12 protein-coding genes are annotated in these 13,473 nt (G+C 60.9%); 8 read left to right on the forward strand and 4 right to left on the reverse strand.

From position 1 onward, the window contains the following. Positions 1-50: 50 nt before the first annotated feature. From BN874_RS17610 to BN874_RS17620, 3 genes are all read right to left on the reverse strand, one after another. Positions 51-593: a hypothetical protein gene (locus tag BN874_RS17610; RefSeq protein WP_034435601.1), complete on the reverse strand. Its 543-nt coding sequence runs from the start codon at positions 591-593 to the stop codon at positions 51-53. Then, positions 590-817: a hypothetical protein gene (locus BN874_RS17615; protein WP_034435602.1), complete on the reverse strand. Its 228-nt coding sequence runs from the start codon at positions 815-817 to the stop codon at positions 590-592. Before BN874_RS17615 ends, BN874_RS17610 begins: the two co-directional genes overlap by 4 nt. A 228-nt stretch (positions 818-1,045) precedes the next feature. After that, entirely contained in the window at positions 1,046-1,741 is a 696-nt protein-coding gene (locus BN874_RS17620; protein ID WP_051497999.1) for a Crp/Fnr family transcriptional regulator, read from the reverse strand. 564 nt (positions 1,742-2,305) lie between these two features. Here BN874_RS17620 and BN874_RS17625 point away from each other — a divergent pair. The 7 genes from BN874_RS17625 (at position 2,306) to BN874_RS17655 (ending at position 12,328) form a co-directional block, all read left to right on the forward strand. After that, entirely contained in the window at positions 2,306-3,427 is a 1,122-nt protein-coding gene (locus BN874_RS17625) for an efflux RND transporter periplasmic adaptor subunit (protein WP_051498000.1), read from the forward strand. Beyond that, positions 3,424-6,498: an efflux RND transporter permease subunit gene (locus BN874_RS17630; protein ID WP_034435604.1), complete on the forward strand. Its 3,075-nt coding sequence runs from the start codon at positions 3,424-3,426 to the stop codon at positions 6,496-6,498. The genes BN874_RS17625 and BN874_RS17630 overlap by 4 nt, the downstream gene beginning before the upstream one ends. Beyond that, on the forward strand, positions 6,495-7,301 hold the full coding sequence (locus BN874_RS17635) for a bestrophin-like domain (RefSeq protein WP_034435605.1): 807 nt from the start codon (positions 6,495-6,497) through the stop codon (positions 7,299-7,301). The genes BN874_RS17630 and BN874_RS17635 overlap by 4 nt, the downstream gene beginning before the upstream one ends. A 129-nt stretch (positions 7,302-7,430) precedes the next feature. Further along, the gene (locus tag BN874_RS17640; protein WP_034435606.1) at positions 7,431-8,351 is read left to right on the forward strand and encodes a cation diffusion facilitator family transporter; all 921 of its coding nucleotides are present in this window, start codon (positions 7,431-7,433) and stop codon (positions 8,349-8,351) included. Between the two features lie 100 nt (positions 8,352-8,451). Further along, complete coding sequence (locus BN874_RS17645) at positions 8,452-9,288, forward strand: hypothetical protein (RefSeq protein WP_051498001.1); 837 nt, start codon at positions 8,452-8,454, stop codon at positions 9,286-9,288. A gap of 126 nt (positions 9,289-9,414) precedes the next feature. Continuing rightward, positions 9,415-10,665: an arginine deiminase gene (arcA, locus tag BN874_RS17650; protein ID WP_034435608.1), complete on the forward strand. Its 1,251-nt coding sequence runs from the start codon at positions 9,415-9,417 to the stop codon at positions 10,663-10,665. Between the two features lie 268 nt (positions 10,666-10,933). Further along, on the forward strand, positions 10,934-12,328 hold the full coding sequence (locus BN874_RS17655) for a DUF2252 domain-containing protein (RefSeq protein ID WP_081756495.1): 1,395 nt from the start codon (positions 10,934-10,936) through the stop codon (positions 12,326-12,328). 28 nt (positions 12,329-12,356) lie between these two features. Here BN874_RS17655 and BN874_RS17660 read toward each other — a convergent pair whose 3' ends face one another. Beyond that, entirely contained in the window at positions 12,357-12,536 is a 180-nt protein-coding gene (locus tag BN874_RS17660) for a hypothetical protein (RefSeq protein ID WP_034435609.1), read from the reverse strand. A 647-nt stretch (positions 12,537-13,183) separates the two neighbouring features. On the opposite strand from BN874_RS17660, the gene BN874_RS25205 reads away from it, so the two are divergent. Then, positions 13,184-13,432, forward strand: a complete 249-nt coding sequence (locus tag BN874_RS25205) for a hypothetical protein (RefSeq protein ID WP_034435611.1) — start codon at positions 13,184-13,186, stop codon at positions 13,430-13,432. Positions 13,433-13,473: the final 41 nt, after the last annotated feature.

Here is a 13,473-nt window from a genome sequence, read left to right on the forward strand (position 1 = left end):
CTCAATGAGCTTACAGTGGGTTTCAAATTTATAAGCAATCACGGGAAAATTTACAGGAGGCATTTTTTTGACCAGCGCTGAACGTAGCCGCCATCCCATGAGGCCGAAAGCGGCAGCTTCCAGCGCTCGCGTACTGTGATCAGCAGGCTCTTTATATGGCTGCTGTAAGGCATTGACAGGATGAAGACCCCATTAGGCTGAAGATTGCTGGCAGCGAGTTTGACCAGCGTGGAGGGATTGGAACCCGAGCCGCTGGACTCGATACTGATCGCCATATCGAAACCGGCTGCTTTCATCAGGCTGGGATCAGCGCCTGTGACCGGTGGGTAGGAGTGATCCGCCGGCGCTAATCCAGCCGAGTGAGCTGCGCCGCTGTCACTGGCTTCGATACTGGCTACGGTATAACCTGCATAACCCGCATGGTATAAATCGCGGCACAATGACCATGCACCGTGGCCGATACCGAGAATCCGCATTGCTCCATAGCGAGCGCGGATATCCAGTACCACTGATCGAATGCGCGGATTTGCACCGGTATCTTTCAGACCAGGCTGATATAAAGAATCCGGTTCGACTCGTTGATTGGCGGTCATGTCATCTCTCTCCTGAGTTTGATCGGTAAGCTATTTGCTAAACCGTATCTCTGCAGGTCATCCCAAATGTCCGGGATGACCGTCATGGTCTTTTCCCCGTTATGAATGGCGCTCCCATCCAGAAAGATAAACAGCGAGCTATCCAGATATAAAGGAACATGCACTACCTCCTGATGCCCTTCTAAAATTCCAAAGTGAAATCCCAACTCCGCCATGGTTTGCATTAGTTGCCCCGGCTATCAGTAAGAAAAATCGCGAACTCGCTATGAGCGTCACCAAAAATAATGTCCATGTCAGCAGATTCATGCACTGCGGGCGTTATCCAGTGAGGCTATTTCCGCATTTCCTTCGGTCTTTGTTTGTGAACTACTTCACACTTTACGCAGATTTTTTTGCGGGGGATTTGAGAGCTGGGGAATGGGGGGTGTCTAGGGTTGCGGGGCGAACAGGGATCAGACGGGGTGCGCGATCCGGTTCAACGTGTCGGGTTGCAGGAGGGTGATGTAGCCCTGCTCAACCGTCAGCAGTCCCTGCGCTCGCCAGAGCCGCAGTTGCTTGTTGACGCTCTCGCGGCTGGTGGCAATGCGGTTGCCAAGATCCTGTTGCGAGAGCTTGTGGGCGATACGGATTCCCGTTGGGGTGGTCGTGCCATGGTTCGCGGCCAGTGTGACCAGCAGCCGGGCCAACCGGGCCGGCGTATTTTGGAAGGCCAGTCGCTCGACAAGATCACTGGTGGTGCGCAACCGTCCGCAGAGTACCGCCAGCAAAGCCGTCGCGACCTGCGGCCGGCGCTCCAGGAACGGGATAAAATCCTGGCGCAGCAACGTGAACAGCGCACACTTGCCGATGGCGGTAGCGTCCGCGCTGCGAGGTTGACCATCCAGCAGCGCAATCTCACCGAAGCATTCCCCCGGCGCGACGATGCTAAAAATCAGCTCCTTACCCTCGTCGGACACGATGCTGATTTTGATCTCACCCCGCAGCACCAGCATCATGCTGTTGCCGGCATCGCCGCGTTGAAAAATCATCTGTCCATCGTCAAACCGGCGCACTGAACCTAACGCAAGGAGTTGTTCGCGTTCAACCGTATCAAGGTGGCTGAACAAGATATGCTCGACCAGTGCGGCGCGTTTATCGTTGAGTAACATCGGTTGATCCTTGGTGTTTAGGACTTTCGCTTTTCGTCATTCCCGCGTCAGCGGGAATCCAGTAAGCTGCTGAAAAGACTGGATACCCGTTTTCACGGGTATAACGACACCCAGTTTATGAGCGAAAGTCCTGGTGTTTAGGGCTGTTTTAGGGCAGTCGCCTCATGCATTTGACCCGATGAGGTAGCGCGCCTCGCAAATGCAAACGCAGGTATAGCGCACCCGGATTGTTTGCATCGTGCTGAAAGTCAGAGCAATGGATTCGCACCCCTTCCGCTCCACCCATCCAATCAGCGGCCCAGCGCCGCTGTTCTGGTTTATAATCCCGACTTTATAGCAATGCTCAGGCGCTCGCCTTGACCCTGCCACAACCAATTTGTAGCATGGCCGGTATTTCCTTCCAACCTGCCAGTGATACTGATGCTGAATAGAACCGCGCCTCGATTACCGATGCTTTACAAGCGGTTAACGCCTTGGTTTGCTAACAGCTACCCTGCTGCAAGATGTCGTCGTATTATTTGATTTGATGTGTAAAACCTACTGACTGAGGGTATCCCATTGAAAATGGTAGACGGGTCGACGCTGGCTAAAGCCGTTCGCGGAACTCTTGATGCGCGAACGGCTTGGCTGTCTGCGCTCATGATCCTGGCGCTGCTCACCGCCTGCAAGCCGGTTGAAGAGCCCGAACCCGAGCCGATTCGCCCGGTTCGAGTGACGACCGTCGAGAGCCGGGAAGGCGGTGAAACCGCGAGTCTCACCGGGCAAGTCGAGGCGCGGGAGGAGGTGAACCTGTCCTTTCGGGTCGGTGGACGCATGATCGAGCGCTCCGTCAATGTCGGCGATCGGGTCAGGGCCGGCCAGGTGGTCGCCCGACTGGAATCGGAAACCCCGCGCAACGCGCTGCGGTCGGCCCGCGCGGAACTCACCGCCGTGCGAGCGCGGCTGGTCGAAGCTCAGAATAACTTCGAGCGTCAGCGCCCCCTGATGGACCGAGGTTTCATCACCCGCACCATGTTCGATCAGGCGGAACAGGCCTATCGGACCGCTCGAGCCCAGGTGGATTCGGTGCAGGCGCAGGTGAACATCGCCGAGACCCAACTGGGCTACGCCGACCTCATCTCCGATTCGAGCGGCACTGTCACCGCCCGCCGCGCCGAACCGGGGGAAGTGGTCGCCGCTGGTCAGCCCATTGTCCAACTCGCCCGGGAAGGCGGCAGGGACGCCGTATTCGATGTTCCGGCGCGGATCATTGAGACCGCACCGGCCAATGCCGAGGTCGTCGTTGTCCTGAGCAGCGATCCGAAGGTGCGCACCACCGGGCGGGTGCGGGAAGTGGCCCCGCAGGCCGATCCGGTGACGCGAACCTTCAAGGTCCGGATTGGCCTCAACGATCCACCGGCGGCGATGCGGCTCGGTTCGACGGTAACCGGCAGCGTCCAGCTCGGCGCCGGATCCGGTATCGAGATCCCGGCCTCGGCGCTGACGACGGCCAATCAGCGCCCGGCGGTCTGGGTGCTCGACCCCGCCAGCAATACCGTGTCGCTGCGCAATATCGAGATACTGCGTTATGGCCTGGCCCAGGTGGCGGTCGCGGAGGGGCTGCAACCGGGCGACATCGTGGTGACCGCCGGGGTTCAGACCCTGCGTCCGGGCCAGCAGGTTCGACTGCTTGGGACGCAACCATGAACGGCTTCAATCTCTCCGAGTGGGCCATCCGCAACCGCTCGATCACCCTTTTCATCATGATCGTCGCCCTCGTCGCGGGGATCGCTTCCTTCTACAAGCTGGGCCGCGGCGAGGATCCGCCCTTCACCTTCCGCACCATGGTCGTCAGAGCGATCTGGCCGGGCGCCACTCTGGACGAGACGATCCGGCAGATGACCGAGCGCCTCGAACGCACCCTGCAGGAAGTCCCGAATCTGGACGATCTGCGCAGCTTCACCCGCGCCGGCGACACCACCATCTTCGTGAACCTCAAGGGCAGCGCGTCGGGCAACGAGGTTCCGGACGCCTGGTATCAGGTCCGCAAGCGGGTGGCCGACATGCGCCACACCCTGCCGCAGGGGATCGTCGGACCCTTCTTCAACGATGAGTTCGGCGACACCTTCGGGATCATTTATGCCTTCACCGCCGACGGTTTCACCCACCGGGAGTTGCGCGACCAAGTAGAGGACATCCGCTCGCAACTCCTGCAGGTCCAGGATGTTTCCAGGATCGATATTCTCGGCGCCCAGGATGAGGTGATTTACATCGACTTCTCGGTCGAGCGGCTCGCCGGTTTGGGGTTCGACCCGAGCGCTCTGATCGCGGCCTTGCAGGCGCAGAACATCGTCATACCCGCCGGCGTGCTGCGTACTGGCGAGGAGACGATCGCGCTGCGGGTCTCGGGCGCCTTCGCTTCCGAGCAGGACATCGCCGCTGTCACCTTCGCGATCGGCGACCGCATGCTGCGGCTGAGCGATATCGCCGAGATTCGTCGCGGCTTCACCGATCCGCCCCAACCGATGTTCCGGATCAATGGCCAGCCGGCGATCGGCCTGGCGATCGCCATGCGCGAGGGTGGCGATACCCTGGCGCTCGGCCGGAACATCGGGCAGGCCACCAAAAAAATTGCGGCGGACCTGCCGGTCGGCATCGAGGCCAGGTTGGTGGCGGATCAACCCCTGACGGTCGATCTGGCGATCAACGAATTCACCACCTCCCTGTGGCAGGCGATCGCCATCGTGCTCGTGGTGAGTTTCATCGCCCTGGGGGTACGGGCCGGAACGGTCGTGGCCATCACCATTCCGCTCACGCTGGCCGTGGTTTTCCCCATCATGGACCTGGCCAAGATTGACCTCCAGCGCATCTCGCTCGGCGCCCTGATCATCGCGCTGGCCCTCATGGTCGATGACGCCATGACCACCATCGACGCCATGAGCCGACGCCTGGCGCTGGGCGACGACAAGGTGAGCGCCGGCATCTACGCCTATCGCCATCTCGCCTTCGCCATGTTGACCGGGACCCTGGTCACCATCGCCGGCTTCGTGCCCGTCGGCTTCGCGCAGAGTTCGGCCGGCGAGTACACCTTCTCGATCTTCGCCGTCGTTGGCATCGCGCTCCTGGCTTCCTGGTTCGTCGCGATGGTATTCGCCCCCTTGATCGGCATGGTGCTGCTACGGCCACCAAAGGCCGATCAGGCCGACAAGCCGAGCCGCGTGACCCAGATTTATCGAAGCTTCCTGACGCTGGCCATGCGGGCCCGCTGGGTCACCATCGCGGTGACGGTCGGGGCCTTCATCGCGTCCCTGGTGGCGCTGGGTCAGGTGCCGCGCCAGTTCTTTCCTGCCTCGGATCGGCCCGAACTCCTGGTCGATCTCCGGCTGCCGCAGAATGCCTCGATCCATGCGACCGAACAGCTCGTCAATCGCTTCGAGCAGTTTCTGCGCGATGATCCCGACTTGGCTTCCGGGATCGAGCGCTGGAGCACTTACATCGGCCAGGGCGCCATCCGCTTCTATCTGCCCCTCGATGTTCAGTTGGACAATCCCTTCTTCGCTCAGGCGGTGATCGTGTCGAAGGACATCGTGGCTCGCGAACGCCTGCGGCCGCGACTGGAACGCCTGCTGGCGGAGGAGTTTCCCCAAGTGGTCGGGAACGTCGCACCGCTCGAACTCGGCCCCCCGGTCGGCTGGCCGGTGCAGTACCGCGTCCTTGGTCCGGATCCGACCCGGTTGCGCGAAATCGCCTTGCAGCTTGGCGAGATCATCGCGAGCCATCCGAGGACGCTCCGCGTCAATTTTGACTGGATGGAACCGGAACGGGAGTTGCGCATCCGCATCGACCAGGAGAAGGCGCGTCTGCTCGGCCTGAGTTCCCAGGCGGTGGCCACGGCGCTCGGCGCCAATATCTCGGGGAGAAATATCACCCAGGTTCGCGACGATATCTATCTCATCAATGTGGTCGCTCGGGAAGCGGGGGGACAAACGCTCTCGATTGAGACCCTGCGCACCTTGCCGGTGTCGATGCCGGACGGGCGGACCATCCCGCTCGCCCAGTTTGCAACCTTCGAATACGGTCAAGCCTACCCGCTGGTGTGGCGACGCGACCGGCTGCCAACCCTGACGGTCAAGGCGGGGCTGGCGCCGGGGATGTTGCCTGAGTCGGTGGTCTCGGACCTGACCGAAGCCATCGCCGAGTTGAAGGCGAAGCTGCCGTCCGGCTACCGAATCGAGGTCGGAGGCTCGGTCGAGGAAAGCGCCCAGTCGCAGGCCTCGGTGTTCGCCGTGGTCCCGCTGATGATCCTGATCATGCTGACCCTGCTGATCTTCCAGCTCAAGAGTTTTCAACTCCTGGCTATTGTTCTGAGCCTGGTGCCGCTGGGCCTGATCGGCGTGGTGGCCGCCCTGCTGGCATCCGGCAAACCGCTCGGCTTTGTTGCCATCCTCGGCATTCTGGCGCTGGTCGGTATGATTGCGAAGAACGCGGTGATCCTGATCGACCAGATCGAGGCCGAACGGGCCGCCGGCAAAGCGGTCTGGGACGCGGTGGTGGAGGCCAGCATTTCGCGCTTTCGGCCGATCATGCTGACCGCCCTGTCGACCGTGCTTGGGATGATCCCGATTGCCCCGACCGTGTTCTGGGGTTCCATGGCCTACGCGATTATGGGCGGTCTGCTGGTGGCATCGCTGCTGACGCTGATCTTCCTGCCGACGCTCTACGTCACCTGGTTCAAGGGAGTTCCACCCGCCGTGGCCATCGCCGAGGAGCACGGATGATGCGTTTCCAGCAGTTGATCGATTCATTGCCGATAGTCGGCTTCTTTGTGGCGTTCGTGATCTTCGCGCTGATCACGGCCGAACTCGGTTACCGCCTCGGACGCTGGTGGCAGGAGCGAACGTCGGATGAGAAGGAGGGTCCCACGGCCATGATCGTGGGTTCACTCCTGGCCCTGATGGCGTTCCTCCTCGCGATTACGATGGGGATGGCCTCAGATCGCTTCAGCGCGCGCCGTGCGGTCGTGCTCGCCGAGGCGAACTCGGTGGGCACCACCTATCTCCGGGCCGGCTACCTGCCGGAGCCGGCTTCGAGCGAAACCAAGGCTCTGCTCCGCGAATACGTACCCCTGCGCATCTTGACCGACGATCTCTCAGACATCCGGGCGAGAATAGCCCGCTCGGTCGAGATCCAGGATAAGCTCTGGTCGATCGCCGAAAAATTGGCCCGCGCTACACCCGACTCGCAGGTCCTGGCCCTCTACATCGCTTCACTGAACGAGATGATCGACCTGCACCAGACACGGGTCATTGCGGGCCTGTACGCGCGCGTTCCCGAGACGATCCTCATCCTGCTTCTCCTCTGCTCGATGCTGACGCTGGGGATGGTGGGTTACAACGCGGGTCTCACCCTGCGGCGCAGCCCCCTCACCGCCGTCGGGCTGGTGATCGTCCTTGGCGCGGTCATTACCCTCGTGGTCGATCTCGATCGACCGCGTGAGGGATTCCTCAAGGTCAGCCAGCAGCCGCTCCTCTACCTCCAGGAGCAGATCGGCGCACTGCCATCAGCGAATCCACCGAAGTAGCGTGTAAGGCGAGTTAACAAAGCGTAACCCGCCGAATCCGTGGGATTTCCCACAAGGCGGGTTACGGGCTGACGCCCTCACGATCATGTCGTTGGAACTCCACCCCGGACGCTGAAAGTCGGTACTTTCATGTCAACACTGATGACGATTCATTCCGAAACAGAACAAAAAATCCTCAAGCGGTCGATCTGGATCACCGTGGTTTTCGCCAGTTCCGGAATTCTGCTCGGCCTGCTGTCGGGATCGCAGTCGATTGTGTTTGACGGCTTATTCTCGGTCATCGATACCCTGGTGCTGATGCTGGCGCTGACCGCAGCGCGACTGGTGCAGCGCGAAGGCGACCGCCGCTTTCAGTACGGCTACTGGCATATCGAACCGATGGTGCTGGCGTTCAATGGCAGTGTGCTGATGTTCCTGTGCCTGTATGCGTTCATCAACGCGGTCGGCAGTTTTCTGGCGGGTGGACGCGAACTGGAACTGGACTGGGCCCTCGGCTACGCCGCCGCCGCATGCATCCTCACCTTCGGCATGTATTTCTACGAACGCCGGGAGAATCGGCGGGTCCGGTCAGAACTCCTGCACCTCGACACCCAAAGTTGGCTAATGTCCGCCCTGATCGCTACTGCTTTGCTGGTGGCTTTTGCGCTGGCGTGGGCGATCAAGGGCACCCGCTTTGCTCCTCTCGCACCTTATGTGGACCCGACCGTATTGGCGCTGTTGACCCTGTACTTAATCACGGTGCCGATCAAGACCGTGCGCCGGGCTTTGAATGAAATCCTGCTGATTACGCCGCCCAGGCTGGACCAAGTAGTGCGCACGGTGATGGATGCAGTGGTCAAACGCCACGGGTTCAGCAGGTACACCAGCTATGTCGCCAAGGTTGGACGCGCCTATTTCATCGAGATCTATGTCGTCACGCCGCCGGACTTCCAGATCGGCAGCATTACTACGCTGGACGCCATCCGGCAGGAAATCAGCACGGCTATTGACAACCAGGGATCGTATCAATGGCTGATCGTGGCCTTCACCGCCGATGAACGATGGATTTAAGGACGACGCGCGGCTTCCGGTAAAATCGCGCTGACAGCCAGGCGGATCGGTCGCGACGCCGGACGGTAGACGGGTAATGAGCGGGTAAGGGAGAAAATTGATGGTAATGCAAACCCGGTTGATTGTGGTGTTCACGATATTGTGCATCGTGGCGGCGTTGCTGCTGCCCGCCGTGCCGCAATCCCCCGAATACCATCATTTCGCCGATCATCGCGATCTATTGGGAATCGCCAACTTTCTCGACGTGGTATCCAATCTGGGGTTCTTGATCGTCGGCATTGCAGGTCTGGTCATCGTCTTTGGTGGGCGTGCGCAATTCGAGTTCAGGAGCGAGCGATGGCCCTACGCCGTCTTTTTCCTCGGCGCGCTGCTGACCGCTTTGGGATCAGGCTATTACCACCTGGCGCCAGACAACGAGAGTTTGTTCTGGGACCGGCTGCCGATGACGATCGCGTTTATGGGGCTGGTTGCCAGTCAGATCGTTGATCGAATCAACATCCGGGCGGGGCTGGCGTTGCTGGTTCCGATGCTGCTAATCGGGGCGGCTTCGGTTATCTATTGGCGGGCCACCGAGCGGGCGGGTGCGGGTAATGTCATCCCCTATGGGATTCTGCAAGGCTATTCAGTGGTCATCGTGCTGTTGCTGGCGATGCTGAGTCCGTCGCGCTATACCCGAGGTAACGATCTCTATTGGGTGTTCGGGTGGTATGTCCTGAGCAAGATCCTGGAAACGTTCGATGCTCAGGTGCTGGATTATTTAGGCGGCGTGGTCAGCGGCCACACGCTGAAGCATATTGCGGCGGCTCTCGCCGGCCTCACTGTTTGTTCTATGTTGGTGCGCCGAACCCTGAAAGAACCCACCGCTGCGCCGGAACGCCTCAATACATTCAGTGCGGCTACGAAACCGGTTGCCGAGAGTGTTCCTCCCCCGAGGTGAGCGGACCGCCGGCCTGGAACAACTCGCTTGCGACGCTCCCGGACTGGAACGCCATGGCGCAGCCTGAGTCAGAGAAACCGTTCGATCGGCATGTCGGCTGGCAATGTGATTCAAGGAGGTCATCCAATGACAGACGTTACCTATGGCGTTCATTCCGAAGTCGGCGTCCTGCGCAAAGTGATGGTCTGCGCACCCGGTCTGGCGCATACCCGCCTGACGCCGACCAACTGCGACGATTTACTCTTCGACGATGTGTTATGGGTGCAAAACGCCAGGCGCGACCATTTCGACTTCATGACCAAGATGCGCGATCGCGGTATCGAGGTCGTTGAAATGCACAACCTGCTGGCTGAAACCGTCGCCATCCCCGAGGCCAGGAATTGGCTGCTCGATCACAAGGTGACTCCCAACAATGTCGGTCTGGGGCTGATCGCCGAGACCCGCGCCTTTCTCGAAAGCCTGGAGCCGCGCAAACTGGCCGAGTTCCTGATCGGTGGGATTTCGGTGGTCGACGTGCCGGACGAGTTTTCCACCTCGGGTTATCTGGATCTGGTCCGCGAGTCGCATGGCGTCACCGAATATCTGCTGCCGCCGCTGCCCAACACCCTGTATACCCGTGACACTACCTGCTGGATCTACGGCGGGGTGACGCTGAATCCGCTGTACTGGCCGGCCCGCAAGGAAGAAACCTTCCTGACCACAGCCATCTACAAGTTCCATCCGAGCTTCGCCAATGCCAAGTTCGAAATCTGGTGGGGCGACCCAGACGCCAACTTTGGCCTGGCGACGGTGGAAGGCGGCGATGTCATGCCGATTGGCAACGGCGCCGTGCTGATCGGCATGAGCGAGCGGACCTCGCGCCAGGGTATCGGCCAGATGGCTGCGGCCCTGTTCGAGAAGAGTGCCGCCGAGCGGGTGATCGTGGCGGCCATGCCCAAACTCCGGGCTGCCATGCACCTCGACACGGTGTTCACCTTCGCCGACCGCGATGTGGTCACGCTGTATCCCGAGATCATGAACCGGGTCCATGCGATTTCCCTGCGGCCCAGCGACAAGCCGGTCGGTATCGAGGCTACCCTGGAGAAGAAGCCGTTCGTCGATGTGGTCGCCGAAGCGTTGAACCTGAAGAAACTGCGCGTCGTCGAAACCGGCGGCGACCACTATGCCTCCGAGCGCCAACAATGGGACAGCGGCAACAATTTGGTGGCGGCCTCTCCCGGGGTGGTCTTCGCCTATGACCGCAATACCTGGACCAATACGCAGTTGCGCAAGGAAGGCATCGAGGTCATCACCATCGTTGGCGCTGAGCTGGGCCGGGGCCGGGGCGGCGGGCATTGCATGACCTGCCCGATTATTCGCGATCCGATTGATTTCTAAGGCTTCGCAGTCAACAGCGTCGGCGATGAGCCGGCGCCTTGGTTGCCGCCACTCTGTTATAGAATCGCCCCCGGCGCGCCGACCGGTGCTTCATCGATCCGACTGATTACCCCAAACGGTGGCACCCGCCCCGCGCCTCGACTACAGTCCTGTCTGGCGGAGTCTCCGAACATCGTCTCCAACCCAGGGTTAGCTTCCACTACCCAGTGGTAGGAAATTTCAGAGATTCCGCCGACCTTCCATCCATACTACTCAAGGACCGACCCTCATGACGGATACCGACCCGACCACGACCTCGCCGGCAACGGTCCCGCTGCATGACCTCCGGGAGACCATCGAGGAGCGACGTGCGACCGGCCAGGCCGCCCGAAAGCAGGCTCCTCGGAGCGCACAGGCGCATTGGGACGAGACCGCGCGCGGGCACGACGCCCTCGACACGATCGTGGCTCAGAACGCCATCCGGGTCCCCGATCTGGTCCCTATCCGCCACGGCCGCATGGTGGCCTCGCCGTGGACCTACTATCGCGGCGCGGCTGCGGTGATGGCCGCCGATCTTGCGTCCCGGCCTCACAGCGGGCTGCGGGTCCAGCTCTGCGGCGACGCTCACGTTCTCAACTTTGGCCTGTGGGCCACGCCAGAGCGGAACCTCCTGTTCGACCTGCGCGACTTCGACGAGACGCTGCCCGGACCCTTCGAGTGGGATGTGCAGCGACTCGCCGCCAGCCTGGTGGTGGCGGCGCGGGAGGATGGCGTCAAAGCGGCCACGGCCGATGAGGCAGTGGTCACGGCGGTGGAAGCCTATCGGAACCAAATGGCCCGCTACGCGACGATGACGGAGCTCGACCTCTGGTACGACGGGACTTACGTCGACAGTCTGATCGAGTACTTCGCGCCGGCCGACCGTGGGCAGCTGTTGGTCCACATCGAGAAGGGGTCCAAGCGCCGCACCCACCGCGGCGCGTTCGCCAAGCTCGCCACGATGGTCGACGGCCAGCCTCGAATCGACGAAGCCCCACCCATCCGCGTCACCATCGACGACGACGAGCAGGACGCGCTGACTGACCAGTTCCTGGCCGGCTACCGGATGACCCTGCAGGAGGATCGGCGCCACCTGTTCGATCGCTTCACGCCCGTTGACCTGGTCCGCCAGGTCGTGGGGGTGGGCAGCGTGGGCATGCGGGTCTACCTGGCCCTCCTTGAGGGTCGCAGCGGCGACGATCCCCTGTTCCTGCAGATCAAGCAGGCCGGTCCGTCGGTGTACGAATCCCACCTCGGTCCCAGCCAACACGATAACCACGGCGCCCGGGTGATCGCCGGAAAGCGGGCGCTGCAGAGCGCAACCGACATCTTCGTCGGCTGGGGCTCGTTCCAGGGCAGGGACTACTACGTGCGGCAGTTCCGCGACATGAAGATCATCCTCGACATCGAGTTACTCGCCCCCATCCTGGTTGAGTTCGCCGCCGCCTGCGGTGAGACGCTGGCCCGGGCCCACGCCCGCACCGGAGACGCCGTGGCGATCAGCGCGTACCTGGGCAAGGGTTCACAGTTCGCCACCGCCCTCCGCGATTTCGCCCGCCTGTACGCCGACCAGAACGAGCGCGATCACACGCAACTTCAGCGCGCTATCGCCGCTGGTACGGTCGAGAGCGCACCCGGCTGGTAGCAGTCGTCGCCGCCACGAGCAGCGGTTTTTAATAGGCAGCGCGCGGGATTGTCAGCGCTACCGACCACGGCGACACGGTCGATTTGACGACGAAGCGCCCGGCGGCATCAACCGCCGTTTCCGGGTTGAAGCCGGCTAACGCCCGCCGGGCGATGACTTCACCGTTACCGTCGAGCAGGGCGAGTGACCAGCCGGCAGGCAACACCACTTAGTCAAGCCAATTCTGGAATTGGCGGAGTTCGAACTGACATTGTTCAGCTATTAAGAAAAAATTGGTTCTTCGAGGGTTGTTGTGGAGTCGAACGTAGGATGTATTATTTAAATACATTAAATTCTCTCCTCCTGTAAATTTTGGTAGTGTCCCTAAACTTCCGTGATAGGTACACCCATTTTTGAGACGGGTTAGCCTCCTTGATGAAGATCATATTTTCATCGAGGATGCCCACTTGGACTGGGAGACGCTGTATTGCCCGAATCTTGGCTGTGAATATTATGGAAAACCTTTCAAAATCGCGCGGTGGGTTCGTAATGGCAGTAGCCGAGGCGAACCGCAAACCCGCTGTCAGGCCTGTGGAAGTAGCGTGACCTTGAACTACGGTACGGCCTACCACGGCTTGGGGTCGGATGCGGTGAAATTCGAGATTGCCCTGCGCACGCTGGCCGAGGGGAATTCGCTGCGGGCGACGGCGCGGATTGTCGAGGCGGATAAAGACCCGATCGGCGCTTGGCTGGATCGAGCGGCGCGCCAATGCCGGGCGGTGATACTGTCCTTGTGGCGGGATCTGCCGGCGAGGGAGTGCCCACTGGATGAATTGTGGAGCTTTATCCATACCAAACAGGACCAAACAGGAAAACTTGCCCGGCGCCAAAGACTACGTCGAGACGGATGGAGACGCCTGGGTGTGGTTGGCGTTTGCCCCAGTCTGGCGCTTGGTATTGGGGTTTGTCATCGGCAAACCCGATCAAACCAGCGCGGACCGACTGCTCAAGCAGGTCGCGTGGGTGACCGATGACACCGTACCCTTTTTCACCAGCGATCCATGGCCTGCCTACACCCAAGCGTTGTCCTCCTGTAAATTTTCCTGTGATGGTGAGGGCTGGTAGCGTCAGGTTAGGGCATTAACTGAATTCAACCCATTGATCTC

The organism is Candidatus Contendobacter odensis Run_B_J11, from assembly GCF_000531125.1.
GTDB classification, from domain to species: domain Bacteria; phylum Pseudomonadota; class Gammaproteobacteria; order Competibacterales; family Competibacteraceae; genus Contendibacter; species Contendibacter odensensis.

Coding starts and splice junctions, on each gene's coding strand:
- BN874_RS17655 (WP_081756495.1), top strand. CDS start 10,934: ATGACGGATACCGACCCGACCACGACCTCGCCGGCAACGGTCCCGCTG.
- arcA (WP_034435608.1), top strand. CDS start 9,415: ATGACAGACGTTACCTATGGCGTTCATTCCGAAGTCGGCGTCCTGCGC.
- BN874_RS17615 (WP_034435602.1), bottom strand. CDS start 817: ATGCAAACCATGGCGGAGTTGGGATTTCACTTTGGAATTTTAGAAGGG.
- BN874_RS17640 (WP_034435606.1), top strand. CDS start 7,431: ATGTCAACACTGATGACGATTCATTCCGAAACAGAACAAAAAATCCTC.
- BN874_RS17625 (WP_051498000.1), top strand. CDS start 2,306: ATGGTAGACGGGTCGACGCTGGCTAAAGCCGTTCGCGGAACTCTTGAT.
- BN874_RS17645 (WP_051498001.1), top strand. CDS start 8,452: ATGGTAATGCAAACCCGGTTGATTGTGGTGTTCACGATATTGTGCATC.
- BN874_RS17610 (WP_034435601.1), bottom strand. CDS start 593: ATGACCGCCAATCAACGAGTCGAACCGGATTCTTTATATCAGCCTGGT.
- BN874_RS17630 (WP_034435604.1), top strand. CDS start 3,424: ATGAACGGCTTCAATCTCTCCGAGTGGGCCATCCGCAACCGCTCGATC.
- BN874_RS17620 (WP_051497999.1), bottom strand. CDS start 1,741: ATGTTACTCAACGATAAACGCGCCGCACTGGTCGAGCATATCTTGTTC.
- BN874_RS17635 (WP_034435605.1), top strand. CDS start 6,495: ATGATGCGTTTCCAGCAGTTGATCGATTCATTGCCGATAGTCGGCTTC.